Raw genomic sequence first — 19,384 nt, 5'->3', positions numbered from 1 at the left:
CCCACTCCGAATCATGGCCTGATCATCACCATCTTGGTCACGGTCAGCTCCTCCATGGCGAAGCGCGGTCCCTCCCGGCCGATGCCGGAGTCCTTGACGCCGCCGTACGGCATGTTGTCGGCGCGGAAGCCGGGCACCTCGTTGACGAGCACGCCACCGACGTCGAGGCGGCGCACCACGTCGAGGGCCACCGCCAGGTCGCGGGTGAAGACGGCGGCCTGGAGCCCGTAGCGGGACCGGTTGACCAGCTCGACTGCTGCGTCCATGTCCGGCACCGACCGGACGCAGACCACCGGCCCGAAGATCTCCTCCGCCCAGCACTCGGCGTCCTCGGGGACGTCGACGAGCACCGTCGGCTGCAGCACCCGGCCCTGCGCCGTACCGCCGGCCAGGCAGCGCGCCCCGGCGGCGACCGCGCGGTCCACCCACGAGTGGACCCGCTCGGTGGACGCCTCGTCCACCAGGGCGGACACGCGGGTGTCGGCGGACCGGGGATCACCTGTGGTGACGCCGGCCAGCAGCGGCCGGAGGCGGTCCAGCAGCGCCTCGCGGACCGGCTCCTCGACGATCACCCGCTGCACGCTGATGCACGCCTGGCCGGAGGCGTAGAACCCGCCGCGTACGACCGCTTCCGCAGCCCGGTCGAGGTCGGCGTCGCGGCCGACGACGAGCGCCGCGTTGGACCCGAGTTCCAGCAGCACCTTGCGCGGGGCCGCGGCGCGGGCGATCTGGTGGCCGACCTGCGCGGACCCGGTGAACGACACGGCGGCGACGCGCGGGTGGGTGGTCAGGAGCTTGCCGACCTCGACACCGCCGGTGACGAGCTGGACGCCGGCGGCCGGGCAGCCCGCCCGGCGGAACAGGTCGATCAGCACCAGCGTGGCCAGCGGCGTGTTCGGCGCCGGCTTGACGATCACCGGGCAGCCCGCCGCCACCGACGGCGCGACCTTGTGGGCGGCCAGCAGCAGCGGGTAGTTGAACCCGGTGATGCCGACGACGACGCCGACCGGACGGCGTACCCAGAAGCCGAGCATGCCCTCGCCGGCCGGCTGCATGTCCAGTGCCACCGTCTCGCCGGTGAGGTGTCCGACCTCCTCGGCCGCCGTCTCCAGCGTGACGAGCGTGCGGGCGACCTCGACCCGGCAGTCGACAAGCGGCTTGCCGGTCTCCAGGACCAGCAGCTCGGCGAGGTCGTCGGCGCGGGCGCGGACCTCGGCGGCGACTGTCGTGAGGATGGCGCGCCGCCGGTGACCGGGCAGGCCGGCCATCTCCGCGGCGACCTCGTGCGCGGCGTCGACAGCCGCTTCCGCGTCGGCGGTGTCACCCCAGGGCGCCTGGGTCACGGTGCTGCCGTCGTACGGGAAGCGGACCGGCGCGGTCTGCGCGGTGGCGGCCCAGCCGGCGCCGATCGGCAGTCCGGCGGGCAGCGCGCCCAGCAGCTCCTGCGCGGTCACGACGCCGCACCCGTCGCGGCGCCGGTGAGGAAGGCCAGCGCCGCCTCGGCGTAGACCCTGGTCTTGCGGACGATGTCGTCGACCTCGACGTACTCGTCGGGCTGGTGGGCGATCCACTTCGGGCCGGGGCCGTACACCACGTTCGGGATACCGCTGTCGCGCCACAGGATGGTGCCGTCGGTCGCGCCGGGCACTCCGCCGAAGACCGGCGCCGTACCGGTGACGGCGCTGTGCGCCTGCGCCACCGCCAGCGAGATCGGGTGGTCCTCCGGGGTGACCGCGCACGGCCGGTCGTCGACGACCTCGACGGCGAAGCTGACGCCGTGCCGGGCGCCGATTTCGTCGGCGTCGGAGCGCACGCGCGCGGCGAGCGCGGCGTGGTCGACACCGGGGACGGTCCGGCAGTCCACGCCGAGCACGGCGCGGCCGGGGATGACGTTGAGCTGGTCGGCGGAGCCGGCGCTCAGAACCGTGGGGGTCAGGAACGTCAGGCCGAGGTGCTCGTGCTCCCCCGGGTCGGCCTGCAGCTCCTTCTGGTACCGGCCGAGCGCGGCCACCAGTTCCGCCACCGCCGGTACGGGGTTGCGGCCGTGCTGCGGCATCGCGCCGTGCGCCATCTTGCCGGTGCAGGTGACCAGCAGGCGGACCGCGCCCTTGGCGACCGCGCAGATCTCCTCCGCCTCCGGCTCGCAGATGATCGCGGCGTCCACCTCGCGGGCCAGCGCGGTGGTGGTGAAGTGCTTCGCGCCGAGCATCTGGCCCTCCTCGTCCACCAGGGCCGCCACCACGATCCGGCCCGGGAACGGTCCGGCCAGCTCGACGGCCCGGGCCCCGTGGATCATCGCGGCGACGCCGGCCTTCATGTCGGCGGAGCCGCGACCGTACAGCCGCCCGTCGACGATGTCGCCGCCGAACGGGTCGACCGTCCACTCCTCGGGAGAACCCTCGGTTACGACGTCGGTGTGCCCCTCGAACATCAGCGTCGGACCGGGCAGGCCGCCCTCCACCACCGCCACCACGTTGGGCCGCCCGGGGACGACCTCGGTGACCTCCGGCCGCCAGCCGAAGCCCCGCATGACCTGCGCGACGAGCTCCGCCACTGGCTGCTCGCTCCGCCCCTGCGCGGCGTCCCAGGTCGAGGGGATGCGGACCAGGTCCTGGGTGAGCGACACGACGGCTTGCTCGTCCACGAGATGGCCGGCGCGGAGGGAGGCATGGGTGTCCGACGTCATGGCGTCGGAGGTTACGAACTCCGACCCCGGAGGGGAACGTCCAGTTTCCGGGTCGGTGGGGGTACCAGCCGTGGCCGGACCTGGTCTTCTACGGCCGCGGCGACCCGCCGGACCCCCTCGTCGATCCGGTCCAGCGGCATCACCTGGTACCCCAGCCGCAAGTGGTGACGCGGGGTGGGGCGGGTGGTCCAGTACGGCTCGCCCGGGTCGAGCAGGACACCCTGGCGGCGCAGGTCGACGGCGAGCTGCCCGGCGTCCAGACCGGGCGGGCCGGTGATCCACCGGGCCAGGCCGCCGCGCGGCACCGGCTGCGGCCCCCAGCGCACGTGGCGCTCGATCGCGCGCGTCATCTCCTCGTACAGCCCCTGGTAGTGGGCGCGGATACGCCGCACGTGGCGGGCGAGGTCCCGGCTGGCGATCATCCGGGCCAGGGCGCGCTGCATCGGTCCGGGCGGGTGGCGCAGCACGTAGCGGGAGCGGGCCCGCATCGCCTCCACCAGCGCCGGGGACGCCACCACGTAACCGAGCCGCAGGCCCGGCGCCAGCAGCTTGCTGAAGCTGCCGAGGTAGACCACGCGGTCCTCGTCGTCCAGCGCCCGCACCGCGACCGCCGGGATGCCCCGGAACGTCATCTCCGGGTCGTAGTCGTCCTCGATCACCACCGCGTCCGCCGCGCCGGCCCGGCGCAGCAGCTCCTCACGCCGGGACGCCGACATCGTCGCGCCGGTCGGGTACTGGTGGCTCGGCGTGACGTACACCAGCTCCGCGCCGTGCAGGTCGGCCGGCAGGTCCTCCACGACGAGGCCGTCCTCGTCCACCCGGCCGGGCACCACGTCGGCGCCCGCCATCTGCATGATCGTCCGCGCGTCGGGGTAGCCCGGGTCCTCCACCAGCACGACGCTGCCCGGCCGGACCAGGACGCTCGCCAGCAGGTGCAGCGCGTGCGTCGAGCCCAGCGTGATCATCACCTGGTTCGGCTCGGCCGAGATGCCCCGCGACGGCAGCACGTGCTCACAGAGCTGGCGGACGAGCTGCGGGTCGTCGGCCTGGCCGGCGTCCCCGATCACCCGGGACAGCCCGTCCTGCCGTACCGCCTCGCGCTGCGCCCGCTCCCACGCGCCGGTGGGGAACATGCCGGGATCCGGCTGGCCGACGACGAAGGGGAACGGCGCCCGCGACCACGCCGGGTCCCGGTGTACGGGGGTGGGCGGCGGCTCGGGCAGCCGTGCCTCCCAGTCGATGGGCCGTGTCGCGGAGCGGGAGGTCCGGCGCGCGGCCCGCATCCGGACCACCGCCTCGGAGGAGACGTAGAGGCCGCGCCGGGGAATCGTCGCGATCAGGCCCTGCTCCATGAGCCGGTCGTACGCGGTCAGCACCGTGTTCCGGGAGACGCCCAGCGCCTCGGCCAGACGGCGGGTGCTGGGCAGCGGGCCGTCGTCGTACTGCCCCGCGAGGATGGCGTCCTCGAGCCCCGTGATGATCTGCTCGTAGAGCGGAACCGTGCTCTGCGGGTTGACCGGCAGCAGAAAATCCGCCATCTCGACCTCCCCACCTCTCGCGGGGATCTCGCCTCGTCCCGTCGTCGCACTCCTGCGCACACCATCCGCATCCCGCTGGTACCAGCCTAGCCGGAGACCTGGACCTGTTGCGGAGGGCCCGATCCCGCCACTCTTGGCCGACGATGGCAGGTGAGGGTCTCCTGCACGCGGACAGAGGTGGACTAATGAGCGCCCAGCGAATCGCGCTGGTGCCCGGCGACGGCATCGGACCGGAGGTCACCGCGCAGGCGGTCAAGGCGTGCGACGCCGCCGCCCAGCGGTTCGGGCTGGACCTGGTCTGGGAAGACTACGAACTCGGCGCGGACTACTGGCGGATCACCGGCCAGGTCGTGCCGCCGGACGTGGAGCGGGAACTGGCCAAGGCGGACGCCATTCTCTTCGGCGCCGTCGGCGACCCCTCGGTGCCACCCGGGGTGCTGGAACGCGGCCTGGTCATCCATCTGCGGACCGCTTTCGACCAGTACGTCAACCTGCGGCCGGTCAAGCTGCTACCAGGTGTGCCCTCGCCCATCGGCGGGCTGCGTCCGGAGCAGTGCGACCTGGTGATCCTGCGGGAGAACACCGAGGGCGCCTACGTCGGTGCCGGCGGTTTCATCCACCGGGGCGGGCCGGACGAGATCGCCACCCAGGAGTCGGTCAACACGCGCAAGGGGGTCGAACGCCTCATCCGGCACGGTTTCCGGCTGGCCCTGACCCGCCGCAAGCACGTGACCCTGGTGCACAAGGCGAACATCCTCACGTACGCCGGCGACCTGTGGCAGCGGACCTTCGAGGAGGTCGCGGCGGAGTACCCGGAGATCTCGGTGGAGTACGTGCACGTCGACGCGATGTGCCTCTACCTGGTCACCCAGCCGGAGCGGTTCGACGTCGTGGTCACCGACAACCTGTTCGGCGACATCATCACCGACCTCGGCGCGGCCGTGCAGGGCGGTCTCGGCCTGGCCGCGAGCGGCAACCTCAACCCGACCGGGTCGGCGCCGAGCATGTTCGAGCCGGTGCACGGCTCCGCGCCCGACATCGCGGGCCGGGGCTGGGCCAACCCCGCCGGGTCGATCCTCAGCGCCGCGCTGATGCTGGAGCACCTGGGCCACCCGGAGGCGGCCCGCAGCCTGGAGGACGGGGTGAAGGCGGTGCTGCCGCGCCTGGGCGCGATGCGCGGGCCGGAGATGGGCATGTCGACGGAGGACTTCGGGGACGCCGTCGCCGCCGCCATCAGCGAGGACGCGTACCAGGCGGACGCCCTGCCGGCGTAGCGCGGATGTGAGCACCGAATCGGCTGAACCGGACGACGGCGGAGGAAGCCCTCCGCCGTCGCCGTGTTGCGCGCCGAAACGCCCGCCCGCCGCCGCCGGATCGACGGCCGGCCCCAGTGCCGTCCGCGCCGGCCCCGCCGGTACGGACGACCTGATCGCGCTGCCCGGCGGTACCTTCCTCATGGGCACCGACGATCCGGAGGGCTTCCCGGAGGACCTGGAAGGGCCGGTCCGCGCGGTCACCGTGGCCCCGTTCGAGATCGCCGCGACACCGGTGACGAACCGGCAGTTCGCCCGCTTCGTCGAGGCCACCGGCTACCGCACCGACGCGGAACGGTACGGCTGGTCCTTCGTCTTCCACCTGCTGCTCGCGCCGTCCGCACGCCAGTGGGTGCTCGACGCCACGGTGCCGGGCGCGCCCTGGTGGCTGGCGGTCGAGGGGGCGCGCTGGGCGGCCCCGGACGGGCCCGGCTCGGGCCTGTCCGGACGCGAGCGGCATCCGGTCGTCCACGTCTCCCACCGGGACGCCGAGGCGTACTGCGAGTGGTCGGGGACGCGGCTGGCGGCCGAGGCCGAGTGGGAGTACGCGGCACGCGGCGGGCTGTCCCAGGCCCGCTACGCCTGGGGCGACGAGCTGACCCCGGGCGGGCGGCACCTGTGCAACATCTGGCAGGGCGCCTTTCCCGCTGTCAACACGGCGGACGACGGGTTCGTGGGCATCTCTCCGGTGACCGCGTTTCCGCCGAACGGCTACGGCCTGTACGACGTCGCGGGCAACGTTTGGGAACTCACGGCCGAACCCTGGCGCGACCGCCGAGGACACGTCTCACCAGGTGAGAGCGTCATCAGGGGTGGTTCGTACCTCTGCCACGACTCTTATTGCAACCGTTACCGCGTGGCCGCACGGAGTCGGACCACCGTTGACTCCTCAAGTGGCAACACCGGATTCCGGGTGGCCCGGTAGTCAGACGCCGATTGGTACCTGCCGACCCCGCTGAACTGGCCCTTTTGCATCGGGTACCACACTCCTAGTGTCCCGCCTCACAGGCTACGAGCGCCCTTGGCGTTCTTCGCGATGGGACACACGAATGAATCGGCTGAAGATAACGCTGCCCGCCGTGCTGCTCGCCACGGCGCTGGCTCTGACCGCGTGCAGTAGCGATGGTGACTCCGAGACCACCACCGGCGGTGGCGGTTCCGGCAACGGTACGGTCACCCTCGGTGCCTACCTCGAGCCGGTGAGCCTCGACCTGACCGCCGAGGCCGGCGCCGCGATCCCGCAGGTCCTGCTCTACAACGTGTACGAGGGCCTGGTGCGCCAGAACGCGGACACCGGTGAGGTGGAGCCGCTGCTGGCCAGCGAATGGAAGATGTCCGACGACGGCACCAAGTACACGTTCAAGCTCCGCGACGGCGTGACCTTCCACGACGGCCAGAAGCTCACCGCGCAGGACGTGGTGTGGAGCTTCAAGCGGGTGACCGCGGAGGGCTCGACGAACCCGTTCAAGTCCCAGATGACGGTCGTGAAGACCGTCGAGGCGCCGGATGCGTCCACCGTGGAGGTGACGCTGTCGCGGCCGAGCCAGAGCTGGCTGTTCGACGTCGCCGGCCGCGTCGGCGTGGTGCTCAAGGAGAACGCCACCGACCTGGGGACCAAGCCGAACGGCACCGGCCCGTTCAAGTTCGACAAGTGGAACCGCGGCGACAGCATCACCCTGGTGCGCAACGACGGCTACTGGGGTGAGAAGGCGAAGGTCGCCACCGCCGTCTTCCGCTACATCACCGACGCGAACGCGCTGAACAACGCGATGCTCTCCGGCCAGCTCGACATCGTGGCGAACATCCAGGCGCCGCAGCTGCTCGAGGTGTTCAAGGGCAACAAGCAGTTCCAGGTGATCGAGGGCAAGACGACCGGTGAGGTCGTCCTGTCGATGAACAACAGCAAGGGCCCGCTGGCCGACGTCCGGGTGCGCCAGGCGATCCGCCACGCGATCGACCACGACGCGCTGATCAAGACCGTGTGGTCCGGCTACGGCACGAAGATCGGCAGCATGGTGCCGCCGAGCGACCCGTGGTACGAGGACCGCACCGGTGACTTCCCGCACGACCCCGCCAAGGCCAAGCAGCTGCTCGCCGACGCCGGTCACGCGAACGGGCTCACCCTGACCATGGACGTCCCGCCGCCCGGCTACGCCCGCGCCTCCGCGCAGTTCGTCGCCTCGCAGCTCGCCGAGGTCGGCATCAAGGTGACCCAGAACAACGTCGAGATGCCGCAGTGGCTGGACAAGGTGCTCGGCAAGGCCAACTACGACATGTCGATCATCGCCCACGTCGAGCCCCGTGACCTGGTCCGCTACGGCCAGCCGGAGTACTACTACCGGTACAAGAACCCGGCCGTCACGCAGCTCATGAACGAGGCCGACACGGCCCTGGACGCAGCCACCCGGGACAAGAAGTTCGCCGAGGCCGCGAAGGTCATCTCGCAGGAGGCGGCCAGCGACTGGCTGTTCCTGCTGCCGAACCTGGCGGTGATCCGCGACGGCGTCGAGGGCTACCCGAAGGACGCGGTGACCCAGTCGTTCGACGTCACCAAGGTCTCCAAGAAGTAACCAGCACCACGACGTAGAAGGACCTGGTGGGCTCCGCCCACCAGGTCCTTCTACGTGTGCCTGCACCCGCGATCTTGCAGTTGCGGCCCTCGGCGTGGGGGATTCACCCCTTTCGTCAGGGCACAAGGTGCAAGATCGACGGCCCGGGAGGATCCCGGGAGCCGGGGTCCTCCCGGCGCAGCGGGGCGACGGGCTTCGGGGCGGGCGAGTCGGCGTGGCGGCCCGCAGTGCGCGAGGAGGTCGAGGTGATGGTGCAGGCGTGCCTCGGGTCGCCCCGACACCGACTGGCCCGGCAGCGGCTCGGGCCGGCCGACGGCCTCTAGGGCAACGCCCGGGGCACCAGCACGAGCATCGCCGAGCCGGGTTCGCGTTGCCCGGACGCGGGACGTCGACGATCGTCGCCGAGCCGGGGCTGAACTGCGTACGCCCGGCCCTGGAGTCCGGCGACAGCGCTGCGCAGCAACCCGCCGAGGCGGCACGCTCCCCACGCCTGGCCGGCTGCGTCCGGCGCGCCCAGCATCTGCCCTGCTTCGAGGTGCGCGGGCCGTGACGGCCCACTCCGCCGATCTTGGAGTTGTGGCGCCCAGGATGCCCGAGTGGCGACTTTTGTGAGCCACCACAATTCCAAGATCGGCAAGGCGCACGCCGGGCGCACGCCGGGCGCGCCGCGCGGGGCGGCGGGCTGACGAACGCAGCGAGGCGGGTCCCGTCCGGGGTGGACGGAACCCGCCTCGATCGTTCACACGCGCCTAACTACCGGCGCGAGGGTGAGACGGCGTGCGTGTCAGGCGAGCTGGTCGGAAGCCTGCCCCCGGCGGCGACCCCGCAGGTGCATGCCCAGCAGGCCGACGCCCAGGATGCCGGCGGCCAGCAGGCCCGTGGTCACGCCCGTGGAGAGCGTGGGACCGCCGGTGTTGTCGGAGGCGAGGACCATGCCGTTCTGCGACTCCTGCTGCGTGGTGTTGCCCGCCGGAGCGGCCTTCGGCTTGGGCTTGGGCTTGCCGTTGTCGGCACCGGCCGGCGCGGGGACCGGGGTCTGCGCCAGCGCCTGCGTGGCCTGGGCGAAGGTCTCCGGGGTCACGTCCGGGGCGTTGCCCTGCGTACGCCACTGCTTGAGCTGCTTCATGCCCTTGCAGGCCGAGGGGTAGCGGTCGCAGTAGCTGGTGGTGTTGCCGATGCTCTCGGACGAGAGAACGGCCTTGGCGATGGCACGGGCCAGCGTGCTGGCGCCGGCGTTGAAGATGGCGTTCAGCTGACGGGTGTCGGCCGGGTCGTTGATCTGCAGCGCCTCGCCCTTGCCGGTGGACACGGCGAAGACGGTGTCACCGTCGCCCAGCGTGTGGATCGGGCTGATCGCGCGGGCCATGCCGTCGTGCGCGTTGCCGGACATCCGCTGGGCAGCGGCCTTCTCCAGCGGCGCGTTGGTGGCGACCACGGCGATCGTGGTGTTCGCCGGCTGCTGCGCGGCGGTGCTCGGCGGGTTGCACTCCTGCTTCTTCGGAGCCTTGTAGCCGGCGAACTCGTTGCCGATGCCGAACTTGACGCCGTACAGGGTGCAGTCGGCCGGGTCGACCGGGGAGCCGGCCGGGTTGACGATCACCATCGCGCCGACGTAGATGCCGTCGCCGAGGTGGACGCTGGCGGTGCCGACGCCGCCGCGCAGGCCGCCGCCGCGGGCGCCGGTGCCGCCGCCGACGCCGCCCTGACGGACCGGACCGTCCGAAGTGGCCTGCGCCGCGAGGTAACCCCACTCGGCGGAGGTGCGCGCCTTCGGGTCACCGCCGCGGCCGAGGTCGAAGATGTCCGCGGCCGGGACGATCGGGGCCACACCGCCGGCGCCGACGCGTACGCCCTCGCCACGGTCCTCCAGCCAGCGGATGATGCCGTTGGTGGCGGACAGCCCGTACATGCTGCTGCCACCGAGCTGGATCGCGTTGACGCCCGGGTTCGAGTTGAGCGGGCTGAGCAGGTCGGTCTCCTTGGTGGCGGGGGCGCCGCCACGCTGGTCCACACTGGCCACAGACATCTGCGGCATGTACACGACGGAGGTGCCGGTCAGGTACGGGGCGGTGTCGGACTGGACCTGGCCGACCTGGATGCCGGGAACGTCGGTGATGGCGTTGTGGGCGCCCGGGGCGCCGGCGGCGGGGTTGGCCGACGCGGGCGACCCGACGAGCACGAGTCCCGGACAGACCAGGGCTGCCGCGGCGATCGCGGCGAATCTGGACGACTTCATGCAGCTTCTCCCATGTGAAGCGGTGCGACCTCCGCCCCAATCCGGGGCGGTCGATGCATTGGGCAACTGGTGGTCCCCCGTGGTACACGACGAGATGTGGGGGAGGCTACTGGTCAGACCAGTTGAAGGGAAGAGCCTGCTCAGCTGATGGCCGACTCTCATAATCCGAGGTCAGGCCACATCAGGCGGATTCAGAGCAATACGTCCACCATCGAGCGGCGCGCCTCCGGCACGTACTCGGCGTAGTAGCGGTGCAGTTCCTCGCGGGTCAGCCGGGTGACCTCGTCGGCCTCACCGGCGCGCATCGCGTCGAGAACGCGGCGGTGGTGGGCCAGGGTGCGCTCCATCAGGGCCTCGCGGTCCGGCGACTCGGCGAGCTTGGTGGAGATCAGGTCCAGCACCATGCTCCGGACCGCGTCGAGGCAGAGCACGAGCAACTCGTTCCCGGACAGCCGGGCGACGTGCTCGTGGAAGCGCACGTCGGCCGCGCTGAACGCCTCGTAACCGTCGGCCACCGCGTCCCGCATGCCCGCCAACGCCTGCTCCAGTTCGTCCAGCTCGGACGGTGACGCCATCCGGGCGGCGACGGAACCGGCCGCCGACTCGATGATCATCCGGAACTGGAGCAACTCCGCCACGCCGAGCCGCCGGCTGTCCACGACCCGGGCGAACAGCTTGCGCATCGCCGAGGCGGTCGAGGCGATCACCTGCGGCCCGAGCGGGTCACCGGGACGCGAACGGATCAGGCCGCTGCTCTCCAGCACGCGCAGCGCCTCACGCACAGTGGACCGGCTGACGTCGAACTGCGTCGTCAGTTCGCGCTCGCTCGGCAGCCGGTCCCCCGGCCGCAGATCCCCGGCGGCGATCCGCTCCTCGACCTGCCGGACGATCCCCTCGTACGCCCTCACGGTTCGCACTGGAGCGAACGAGACACCCTTCGGCATGGCGAACCTCCCGACGCACGGCGGCCTCGCGCCGCTGGGAACAACGGTACGGTGCATCGACCCGTGCGGCGGTCAGCCCCCGCCCGTCGCGACGAGTGCGCAGGCCGGGCGGCGGGTCACCGGAGCGGCCGGCGGGCGCACGGGCCGTCGTGGTCGGCCCGCAGCAGGCAGCGCCGGCCGTCGCCCATCCGCAGATCACAGAAGACCCGATGGCGTACGCCCTGCTCGTCCTCGGCCGAGACGGTGGTCTCGCCCGGGTCGGCCTGGGCGAGCACGCCCGACCAGCGGGCCACGACCCGGGCCAGGCGTACGGCGCCGGCCAGGTCACCGGCGACGACCGGCAGGTGGATGACGAACCGCTCGCGGGGACTCATCGACGGTACGCTCCCGCGTTCATCCGCATCTGCGCCTGCTCGGACTGCCAGCGCCGCAGCGCGTCCCGGACCCGCGCGGTCTCCTCCCGGCTGACGCCGAGCGCCCGGTAGACGTCGGCCAGGTCGAGCGCCACCCGGTCGAGGAACTCGTGCACCTCGGCCGGGTCGAGCCCGCGCCGGCCCAGCCGCGTCGTCCGGAACCGCCGTTCCCGCACCTGCCAGGGGCGCAACGGCGTGTAGTTGGCCGCCCGGTAGCAGCCCGGCTGGGTGGTGCCGCGACCGGCTCGCGCGCGCCGACCGGGCCACCGGATGTTCCACCGCACGAACGCCTGCCTCTCGTGGTCGAAGGGACTGGAAGGGCGGGACCACCCGCCCGCCGCGCGCGGGCGGACCCGCCCGCCCCGCCACCGCAGCGTCACTTCGCGGTACGGCACCGGGGCAGACGAGATTGAGCGCACTCGAAGGAGTCATGTCCGCCGGTTACCGCGCGAACACGCTCCGACCATAGCAAGAATCCAACATGGCTACAATCCATCATCGCCATAAAGCCTTGATGGATCAGATCTATCGGGGCACAAGGCTTACGTCATGACCATCGATCCGCGCTCGCACACGCCGGTCTACGTCCAGCTCGCCGACCTGATCCGGGAGCAGATCGAATCGGGCGCGCTGCCGCCCGGGGCGAGCGTCGGCAGCGAGTCGCGGCTCAGCCAGGAACACCAGATCGGCCGCGACGCGGTCCGGATGGCGATTTCGCTGCTGCGATCGGAAGGGCTCGTCACCACCAGCCGTCCGCTCGGCACGCGGGTCCGGGAGACGCCGCAGCGCAGGCAGGTGGAGCTGGCCGCGGGCGCGAGAGTCGTCGCGCGGATGCCTACCGGTGCCGAGCGCCGGAACATGCTGCTGGACGAGGGCGTACCGGTGCTCGAGATCCACGGCCCGGAGGGCGACGTGGAGTTGCTGCCGGGCGACGAGGTGGAGCTGACCCGCCCGGCACACGACTGAGCCGGGCGGCGCTCGTCAGACGGTGGGCGTACCCATCGCCACGTCGTCGACCCGGATGTTGATCTCGGCGGCGCGCAGTCCGTACGCCTCGATCGCGGACGCCACAGCGGCCCGCACCTCGTTCGTCACCTGCGGCACCGGGTGGCCGGCATCGATCACGAGGACGAGGTTGACCACTGCCGACCCGTCGGTGACGTGCGCCGAGCAGCCGCGCCGCGCGTCCCCGACCTGGTCCAGCCCGACCCGGTCCAGCACGGCGTTGAAGAAGCGGGCGATGTCGCCGCCCAGCTCGGCCACCCCGGGCACCGACTTCGCGGCGGCCACCGCGATCTTCTCGACCACCTCGTCCGACACCGAAGTGCTCCCGCCCGCGACCACGCCAGGTGTCACCGGCAGCTCCTGAGTAGCGTCGTGCTCCACGCGCCCCACCCTCCCTCGTCCGGGGGAGCGTACATCGACCGTCGATCATGGAGTTGCGGCCCCGACAGAAGCCGCGAAACAGGCGCTCCCGGGGCCGCAACTGCAAGATCGCGGGGTTGTGGGGGTGGCGTGGGCCCGAGGTTCGGCGAGCGCCTCCCGTCACGCGAGATCGGTGTTCCGCCAGGTGGGAGCGGTGGAGATCTTGGTACGAAAGGGCCCCTATGGGGGCCGATTCGTACCAAGATCTCGGCGGGAGCGGGGGCGGGGGCGGGGGCGGGTCAGGAGCCTAGCTGGGCCAGCAGCTCGTCGGCCGCCGCGTACGGGTCGATGGCGCCCTCGGCCACCTTGGCGGCGAGCGTCGGGAGCTGCGTACCGTCGCGCAGCGAGCCGATCCGCGCGCGCAGGACGCCCAGCGCGATCGCCTCGATCTCGGCGGCGGCCCGCGTCTCCCGGCGGCGGCGCAGCTCGCCGTGGCGCTCCAGCCAGTCGCGGTGCTTGTCGATCGCGGCGGCGATGTCGTCGATGCCCTCGGCGCGGGCGGCGATCGAGCGCACCACCTGCGGCCGCCACTCCCCCGGGCCGCGCTCGCCGAGCGCGATCATGCCCTGGATGTCGCGGACCGTGGCGTCGGCGCCGTCCCGGTCGGCCTTGTTGACCACGAAGACATCGGCGATCTCCAGGATGCCGGCCTTGACCGCCTGGATCGCGTCGCCCATGCCCGGCGCGAGCAGCACCAGCGTGGTGTCGGCGAGCGAGGCCACCTCCACCTCGGCCTGCCCGACGCCGACGGTCTCGACCAGCACCACGTCGCAGCCCGCGCCCTCCAGCACCCGCACCGCCTGCGGCGTGGCCGCGGAGAGCCCGCCCAGGTGGCCCCGGCTGGACATCGAGCGGATGTAGACGCCCGGGTCGGTCGCGTGGTCCTGCATCCGGACCCGGTCGCCGAGGATGGCGCCGCCGGTGAACGGGCTGGACGGGTCGATCGCCAGCACGCCGACCCGGTGACCGCGCGCCCGCAACGCCCGGACCAGCTCGTTCGTGGTGGTCGACTTGCCCACCCCGGGCGAGCCGGTCAGGCCGACGACCTGGGCCTGCCCGGCGTACGGCGCGAGCGCCGCCGCGACCTGCGGCAGCACCTCGTCGCCGGACTCGACCAGGGTGATCAGCCGGGCCACCGCGCGGGGGTCGCCCGCGCGGGCCCGCTCGACAAGCATGGGTACGTCCCGGCTGCGGCGCACCGGGCCGGTGGCCGCCGCCGGGGCGTTCTGTACGTCACTCACAGGTATCAGCTATCAGCTCTCGTCACCGGTCGGCACGTGGATGATCAGCGCGTCGCCCTGCCCGCCACCGCCGCAGAGCGCCGCCGCGCCGGTGCCGCCGCCCCGGCGCTTCAGCTCCATCGCCAGCGTGAGCACGAGCCGGGCGCCGGACATGCCGATCGGGTGGCCGAGCGCGATCGCGCCGCCGTTGACGTTCACCTTGTCGGCATCGACGCCGAGGTCACGGGCGGACTGGATACCGACCGCCGCGAACGCCTCGTTGATCTCGATGAGGTCGAGGTCGTCGATGCTCAGGCCGCCCTTCTTCAGGGCGTGGTTGATCGCGTTGGACGGCTGCGAGTGCAGGGAGTTGTCCGGGCCGGCCACGTTGCCGTGGGCGCCGATCTCGGCCAGCCAGGTGAGCCCCAGCTCCTTGGCCTTGGCCTTGCTCATCACCACGACCGCGGCGGCGCCGTCGGAGATCGGCGAGGAGCTGCCGGCGGTGATGGTCCCGTCCTTGGTGAAGGCGGGGCGCAGCTTCCCGAGCGACTCGGCGGTGGTGTCCGGCCGGATGCCCTCGTCCTCGCTGATCACCAGCGGCTCGCCCTTGCGCTGCGGGATGACCACCGGGGTGATCTCGTCGGCGAAGTGGCCGTTCTTCTGCGCGGCGGCGGCGCGCTGGTGGCTGGCCGCTGCGAACGCGTCCTGCTCCCCGCGGGTGATGCCGTGCTTCGCGCCGTGCCGCTCGGTGGACTCGCCCATCGAGCAGCAGTCCCAGGCGTCGGTGAGGCCGTCCAGCGCCATGTGGTCCTTGACCGCCACGTCGCCGTACTTGTAGCCCGAGCGCTGGCCGAGCAGCAGGTGCGGGGCGTTGGTCATCGACTCCATGCCGCCGGCCACCACGACGTCGAACTCGCCGGCCCGGATGAGCTGGTCGGCCAGCGCGATCGCGTCCAGCCCGGAGAGGCAGACCTTGTTGATGGTCAGCGCCGGGGTGGACATCGGGATGCCGGCCTCGACGGCGGCCTGCCGGGCCGGGATCTGCCCGGCGCCGGCCTGGAGCACCTGCCCCATGATCACGTACTGGACCTGCTCGGGCGCGACGCCGGCGCGCTCCAGCGCCGCCTTGATCGCGATGCCACCGAGCCTGGTCGCGGGGAGGTCCTTGAGGTTGCCCAGCAGGCGCCCCATCGGGGTCCGCGCGCCGCTGACGATCACCGAAGCCATTGCCTGCCTCCGAGGGGGTGCCGACCTGTACGCCTTAACGATTGTTCGGTCAGACTAGCGTCATGGCTGAGAACTCCCCCGTCGAGCCCGCTGCCGAGTTTGTCACAGACATCGGGCTGCGCCGCATCGACCACGTCGGGATCGCCGTCGGCGACCTGGACGCCGCGATCGACTTCTACCAGCGCACCTTCGGCATGCGCTGCGTGCACACCGAGACGAACGAGGAGCAGGGCGTACGCGAAGCGATGCTGGCGGTCGGGCCGGACGCGTCCGGCGGCATGGTGCAGCTGCTCGCGCCGCTGTCCCCGGACACCACGATCGGCAAGTTCCTGGACAAGCGCGGTCCCGGCATCCAGCAGGTGGCGTACACGGTGGCGGACATCGACGTGGCCTGCGCGGCGCTGCGCGAGCGTGGCGTGCGGCTGCTGTACGACGCTCCGCGGCGCGGCACGTCGAACTCCCGGGTCAACTTCGTGCACCCGAAGGACGCCGGGGGCGTGCTGATCGAACTGGTCCAGCCCGCCTGACGCGCAAGGAAGGGCCCCTTCTTAACAGACGTCTGTTAAGAAGGGGCCCTTCCTAACAAGTGGGAACGCGCGCGGCAGTGCGCGCTTGCACGTTCCCACGTACACCTCCACGCATCGGCCGATGCAGTTTTTCACAGAGGGGTTCCTGCTTTAGCTACCGTTAAGTAACGTCCGCCCGAACAGCAGCGGCGACCGGTGCCGAATGTGTCGATTGCCGACATGGCGGTCCCGTCGCATCGGCGCCGACGATGGCAGCACCCCTGCCCGCGGTGTGCGGGTGCGGACAAACGGGAGGTCACCGTGCAGGACATCCTCGAAGCGATCATGGCGGCGGAGGGTTCGTCGCAGCCGGAGCGGGAGCTCGCCGGGCTCGCCGGCCTGCCCGTGCCGGAGAGCTACCGGGGCGTGGTGGTGCGCGCCGAGGACACCCGCATGTTCGAGGGCATGGCCACCCGCGACAAGGACCCGCGCAAGGCGCTGCACGTGCAGGAGGTGCCCACCCCCGAGCTGGGCCCGGGTGAGGCGCTCGTCGCGGTGATGGCCAGCGCGATCAACTACAACACGGTGTGGACGAGCATCTTCGAGCCGCTGCCCACGTTCAAGTTCCTCCAGCGCTACGGCCGGCTCTCCGAGCTGACCCGCCGCCACGACCTGCCGTACCACGTGGTCGGCTCGGACGCCGCCGGCGTCGTGCTGCGCACCGGCCCGGGCGTGACCAAGTGGAAGGCCGGCGACGAGGTGGTCGCGCACTGCCTGTCGGTCGAGCTGGAGGACTCCGCCGGTCACGACGACACGATGCTCGACCCGCAGCAGCGGATCTGGGGCTTCGAGACCAACTTCGGCGGCCTGGCCGAGCTGGCGATCGTCAAGGCCAACCAGCTGATGCCGAAGCCGCGCCACCTGAGCTGGGAGGAGGCGGCCAGCCCGGGGCTGGTCAACTCCACCGCGTACCGGCAGCTCGTCTCGCACCACGGCGCGAACATGAAGCAGGGCGACGTGGTGCTGATCTGGGGCGCGTCCGGCGGCCTCGGCGGGTACGCCACCCAGATGGCGCTCAACGGCGGCGCGATCCCGGTCTGCGTGGTCTCCTCGCCGGAGAAGGCCGAGCTGTGCCGCAAGATGGGCGCCGAGCTGGTCATCGACCGCACCGCCGAGGGGTTCAAGTTCTGGTCCGACGAGCAGACCCAGGACCAGGACGAGTGGCGCCGCTTCGGTGAGCGCATCCGCGAGCTGACCGGCGGCGAGGACCCGGACATCGTCTTCGAGCACCCGGGCCGGGAGACGTTCGGCGCCAGCGTCTACGTCGCCAAGAAGGGCGGCACGATCGTCACCTGCGCCTCCACCAGCGGCTACATGCACCAGTACGACAACCGCTACCTGTGGATGCACCTCAAGCGGATCGTCGGCAGCCACTTCGCCAACTACCACGAGGCGTGGCAGGCCAACCGGCTGGTCGCGCTCGGCAAGGTGCACCCGACCGTGTCGAAGACGTACGCGCTGGAGCAGACCGGTCAGGCCGCGTACGAGGTGCACCGCAACGCGCACCAGGGCAAGGTCGGCGTGCGGTGCCTCGCCCCCGCCGACGGACTGGGCGTCCGGGACACCGAGATGCGCGCGCGGCACGAAAGCGCGATCAACCGCTTCCGCGGTCACTGACCGTACGGTCGTCCCGGATTGCCTTTCGGACGACCCGGGCGCCATTCGACCGGCGTACGCACAAAGGGCCGTGGGTGCCGAACCCGCGGCCCTTTTCGCGCCGCCTTCCCCGCAGAAGCCCGACCCGCCCGACCCGCCCGGGAGCTGCCAAGATCGCCTATTGGTCCGGTCCCGCCGGGCGGCCGAGTTGACCATGTAAACAGGACGCGAAAGGTGCCGACCGCTCTTGCGAACCACCCTGGGGCGTCTGCCAGTATGTCCCAATGCCCCAGCAGCAGTCCTCCCCTCTTGCGTTCTTCGATAACGCGAACTCACAGCCCGATTTCACCGTTGGCCTGCGCGGTTACAACACCAACCAGGTGGACGACTTCATCGGCCGCCTCACCGCCGCCCTGAGCCAGTCCGAGCAGGCCCGCGCCGAGGCCGAGCAGCGGATGAACGACGCTCAGCGCCGGCTGCGGCAGGCCGAGCAGCGCCAGAGCGCGCTCGAGCAGAAGCTCACCGAGACCAACAAGCAGCTCGAGGAGAACAGCCGGCCGACCCTGTCCGGCCTGGGCACTCGCGTCGAGCAGATCCTGCGGCTGGCCGAGGAGCAGGCCAACGACCACCGCAACGAGGCCAAGCGCGAGTCGGAGGGCATCCTCTCCGCCGCCCGCCTCGAGGCGCGTGAGATCACCGACAAGGCCCGCGCCGAGGCCGCCGCCATGAAGGCGACCGCCGAGCGCGAGGCCGGCAGCGTCCGTACCGCCGCCGAGCGCGAGGCCGCCGAGGTCCGGGTGCAGGCCCGCCGCGAGGCCGACACGCTGCGCGCCGACGCCGACCGCGAGACCAAGCAGCTGCGTACGGTCACCGCGCACGAGGTGGCCGAGCTGAAGTCGACTGTCGAGCGCGAGGTCGCCACGCTGCGCGCCACCGCCGAGCGGGAGATCACCCAGCAGCGGGCCAAGGCCGCCCGGGAGGCCGAGGAGAAGCGCGCCGAGGCGACCAAGCTGCTCACCGACGCGCGCGACAAGCGCGACAAGGACCTGCAGGCGCTGGAGCTCCAGCTCGCCGAGCGGCGGGAGAAGGCCGAGCGCGAGGAGTCGGAGCGGCACGCCGCCCAGGTCGCGCAGACCCAGAAGCTGGTGAACGAGGCCGAGCAGCGCGCCCGCGCCGCGCAGGAGCGGGCCAAGGAGATCGAGCAGCGGGCCGAGGCCCGCCGGGTCGAGTCCGAGCGCACCGCCAACGAGACCGTCGACAAGGCCAAGGCGCTGGCCGACAAGACGCTCAACGAGGCGCGCGCCGAGGCGCAGCGGGTGCTCAACGAGGCCCGTACCGAGGCCGAGCTGACCACGCAGGCGGCCCGCCGCGAGGTCGAGGACCTCACCCGCCAGAAGGACGCGGTCACCTCGCAGCTCGGGCAGATGCTGTCCGGCCTGGCCGGCATCGTGCCGGGCGTGCCGGCCGGCGGCAAGGGCGACACCCCGAAGGCCGACGCCTCCGGGCAGAAGGTGACGGCCGAGTCGGCCGGCTGACCGTTACACCCGCTGTCGGGGGCATGAGCCACGGCGCGGGGTGACACCGGGTGACCGGTGTCGCCTCGCGCCGTCATGCTGTGCGGGCCCGTTTCGCCGGGAGGGTGAAGTAGCT

The 19,384-nt window shown here is 71.9% G+C and carries 18 protein-coding genes; 7 read left to right on the top strand and 11 right to left on the bottom strand.

Annotation, left to right across the window (positions count from 1 at the left end; all coding sequences use genetic code 11):
* Positions 1-11 precede the first annotated feature (11 nt).
* From HA073_RS19615 to HA073_RS19605, 3 genes are read right to left on the bottom strand one after another with little or no spacing between them, the layout of a single operon-like run.
* A complete protein-coding gene (locus tag HA073_RS19615; protein ID WP_166457016.1) occupies positions 12-1,454 on the bottom strand; it encodes an aldehyde dehydrogenase family protein in 1,443 nt (480 codons plus the stop codon).
* The gene (locus HA073_RS19610) at positions 1,451-2,686 is read right to left on the bottom strand and encodes a M20 family metallopeptidase (protein WP_166457015.1); all 1,236 of its coding nucleotides are present in this window, start codon (positions 2,684-2,686) and stop codon (positions 1,451-1,453) included. The genes HA073_RS19615 and HA073_RS19610 overlap by 4 nt, the downstream gene beginning before the upstream one ends.
* A gap of 11 nt (positions 2,687-2,697) precedes the next feature.
* Positions 2,698-4,224: a PLP-dependent aminotransferase family protein gene (locus HA073_RS19605; protein WP_030503866.1), complete on the bottom strand. Its 1,527-nt coding sequence runs from the start codon at positions 4,222-4,224 to the stop codon at positions 2,698-2,700.
* A gap of 185 nt (positions 4,225-4,409) precedes the next feature.
* Here HA073_RS19605 and HA073_RS19600 point away from each other — a divergent pair, with 185 nt between their 5' ends.
* The 3 genes from HA073_RS19600 to HA073_RS19590 all read left to right on the top strand — a co-directional run bounded on the left by HA073_RS19600 (position 4,410) and on the right by HA073_RS19590 (position 8,107).
* The gene (locus HA073_RS19600) at positions 4,410-5,498 is read left to right on the top strand and encodes a 3-isopropylmalate dehydrogenase (protein WP_064447810.1); all 1,089 of its coding nucleotides are present in this window, start codon (positions 4,410-4,412) and stop codon (positions 5,496-5,498) included.
* A gap of 7 nt (positions 5,499-5,505) precedes the next feature.
* On the top strand, positions 5,506-6,462 hold the full coding sequence (locus HA073_RS19595; protein WP_166457014.1) for a formylglycine-generating enzyme family protein: 957 nt from the start codon (positions 5,506-5,508) through the stop codon (positions 6,460-6,462).
* A 124-nt stretch (positions 6,463-6,586) separates the two neighbouring features.
* A complete protein-coding gene (locus HA073_RS19590; protein WP_064447812.1) occupies positions 6,587-8,107 on the top strand; it encodes an ABC transporter substrate-binding protein in 1,521 nt (506 codons plus the stop codon).
* Between the two features lie 319 nt (positions 8,108-8,426).
* On the opposite strand, the gene HA073_RS19585 is transcribed toward HA073_RS19590, so the two are convergent.
* The 5 genes from HA073_RS19585 to HA073_RS19565 form a co-directional block, all read right to left on the bottom strand.
* Positions 8,427-8,627: a hypothetical protein gene (locus tag HA073_RS19585; RefSeq protein WP_166457013.1), complete on the bottom strand. Its 201-nt coding sequence runs from the start codon at positions 8,625-8,627 to the stop codon at positions 8,427-8,429.
* A gap of 264 nt (positions 8,628-8,891) precedes the next feature.
* A complete protein-coding gene (locus HA073_RS19580; RefSeq protein ID WP_043328746.1) occupies positions 8,892-10,343 on the bottom strand; it encodes a P1 family peptidase in 1,452 nt (483 codons plus the stop codon).
* 191 nt (positions 10,344-10,534) lie between these two features.
* Positions 10,535-11,251: a FadR/GntR family transcriptional regulator gene (locus HA073_RS19575; RefSeq protein ID WP_233607819.1), complete on the bottom strand. Its 717-nt coding sequence runs from the start codon at positions 11,249-11,251 to the stop codon at positions 10,535-10,537.
* 152 nt (positions 11,252-11,403) lie between these two features.
* On the bottom strand, positions 11,404-11,661 hold the full coding sequence (locus HA073_RS19570; RefSeq protein WP_043328742.1) for a hypothetical protein: 258 nt from the start codon (positions 11,659-11,661) through the stop codon (positions 11,404-11,406).
* Positions 11,658-11,984, bottom strand: a complete 327-nt coding sequence (locus tag HA073_RS19565; protein ID WP_369799366.1) for a DivIVA domain-containing protein — start codon at positions 11,982-11,984, stop codon at positions 11,658-11,660. The genes HA073_RS19570 and HA073_RS19565 overlap by 4 nt, the downstream gene beginning before the upstream one ends.
* Positions 11,985-12,249: 265 nt before the next feature.
* Between HA073_RS19565 and HA073_RS19560 the strand changes: the two genes are divergently transcribed.
* A complete protein-coding gene (locus HA073_RS19560; RefSeq protein WP_030503874.1) occupies positions 12,250-12,666 on the top strand; it encodes a winged helix-turn-helix domain-containing protein in 417 nt (138 codons plus the stop codon).
* A 15-nt stretch (positions 12,667-12,681) separates the two neighbouring features.
* Here HA073_RS19560 and HA073_RS19555 read toward each other — a convergent pair whose 3' ends face one another.
* From HA073_RS19555 to HA073_RS19545, 3 genes are all read right to left on the bottom strand, one after another.
* On the bottom strand, positions 12,682-13,086 hold the full coding sequence (locus HA073_RS19555) for an Asp23/Gls24 family envelope stress response protein (protein ID WP_030503875.1): 405 nt from the start codon (positions 13,084-13,086) through the stop codon (positions 12,682-12,684).
* A gap of 278 nt (positions 13,087-13,364) precedes the next feature.
* Entirely contained in the window at positions 13,365-14,300 is a 936-nt protein-coding gene (meaB, locus tag HA073_RS19550) for a methylmalonyl Co-A mutase-associated GTPase MeaB (RefSeq protein WP_240925857.1), read from the bottom strand.
* Between the two features lie 78 nt (positions 14,301-14,378).
* Positions 14,379-15,572 carry an acetyl-CoA C-acetyltransferase gene (locus HA073_RS19545; protein WP_069087246.1) on the bottom strand — a complete coding sequence of 398 codons (1,194 nt, stop codon included), beginning with the start codon at positions 15,570-15,572 and terminating at the stop codon, positions 14,379-14,381.
* A 62-nt stretch (positions 15,573-15,634) separates the two neighbouring features.
* On the opposite strand from HA073_RS19545, the gene mce reads away from it, so the two are divergent.
* The 3 genes from mce to HA073_RS19530 all read left to right on the top strand — a co-directional run bounded on the left by mce (position 15,635) and on the right by HA073_RS19530 (position 19,269).
* Positions 15,635-16,099: a methylmalonyl-CoA epimerase gene (gene mce / locus HA073_RS19540; protein WP_064447814.1), complete on the top strand. Its 465-nt coding sequence runs from the start codon at positions 15,635-15,637 to the stop codon at positions 16,097-16,099.
* A 300-nt stretch (positions 16,100-16,399) separates the two neighbouring features.
* Positions 16,400-17,755 carry a crotonyl-CoA carboxylase/reductase gene (gene ccrA / locus HA073_RS19535; protein WP_043328733.1) on the top strand — a complete coding sequence of 452 codons (1,356 nt, stop codon included), beginning with the start codon at positions 16,400-16,402 and terminating at the stop codon, positions 17,753-17,755.
* Between the two features lie 263 nt (positions 17,756-18,018).
* Positions 18,019-19,269, top strand: a complete 1,251-nt coding sequence (locus HA073_RS19530) for a DivIVA domain-containing protein (RefSeq protein ID WP_043328731.1) — start codon at positions 18,019-18,021, stop codon at positions 19,267-19,269.
* The last annotated feature ends 115 nt before the right edge of the window (positions 19,270-19,384 follow it).

The organism is Micromonospora sp. CMU55-4 (assembly GCF_011602315.1).
GTDB classification, from domain to species: domain Bacteria; phylum Actinomycetota; class Actinomycetes; order Mycobacteriales; family Micromonosporaceae; genus Micromonospora; species Micromonospora chalcea.
Note: the sequence above shows the minus strand (reverse complement) of the source record. Positions and strands in the feature narration are given on the sequence as shown.

What these genes read in the sequence shown, in the direction of transcription:
- HA073_RS19560 (WP_030503874.1), top strand. Translation starts at nt 12,250, where the DNA reads ATGACCATCGATCCGCGCTCGCACACGCCGGTCTACGTCCAGCTCGCC.
- HA073_RS19585 (WP_166457013.1), bottom strand. Translation starts at nt 8,627, where the DNA reads ATGCTGGGCGCGCCGGACGCAGCCGGCCAGGCGTGGGGAGCGTGCCGC.
- HA073_RS19580 (WP_043328746.1), bottom strand. Translation starts at nt 10,343, where the DNA reads ATGAAGTCGTCCAGATTCGCCGCGATCGCCGCGGCAGCCCTGGTCTGT.
- HA073_RS19530 (WP_043328731.1), top strand. Translation starts at nt 18,019, where the DNA reads ATGCCCCAGCAGCAGTCCTCCCCTCTTGCGTTCTTCGATAACGCGAAC.
- HA073_RS19610 (WP_166457015.1), bottom strand. Translation starts at nt 2,686, where the DNA reads ATGACGTCGGACACCCATGCCTCCCTCCGCGCCGGCCATCTCGTGGAC.
- HA073_RS19605 (WP_030503866.1), bottom strand. Translation starts at nt 4,224, where the DNA reads ATGGCGGATTTTCTGCTGCCGGTCAACCCGCAGAGCACGGTTCCGCTC.
- HA073_RS19600 (WP_064447810.1), top strand. Translation starts at nt 4,410, where the DNA reads ATGAGCGCCCAGCGAATCGCGCTGGTGCCCGGCGACGGCATCGGACCG.
- HA073_RS19570 (WP_043328742.1), bottom strand. Translation starts at nt 11,661, where the DNA reads ATGAGTCCCCGCGAGCGGTTCGTCATCCACCTGCCGGTCGTCGCCGGT.
- HA073_RS19590 (WP_064447812.1), top strand. Translation starts at nt 6,587, where the DNA reads ATGAATCGGCTGAAGATAACGCTGCCCGCCGTGCTGCTCGCCACGGCG.
- mce (WP_064447814.1), top strand. Translation starts at nt 15,635, where the DNA reads ATGGCTGAGAACTCCCCCGTCGAGCCCGCTGCCGAGTTTGTCACAGAC.
- HA073_RS19545 (WP_069087246.1), bottom strand. Translation starts at nt 15,572, where the DNA reads ATGGCTTCGGTGATCGTCAGCGGCGCGCGGACCCCGATGGGGCGCCTG.
- meaB (WP_240925857.1), bottom strand. Translation starts at nt 14,300, where the DNA reads ATGCTTGTCGAGCGGGCCCGCGCGGGCGACCCCCGCGCGGTGGCCCGG.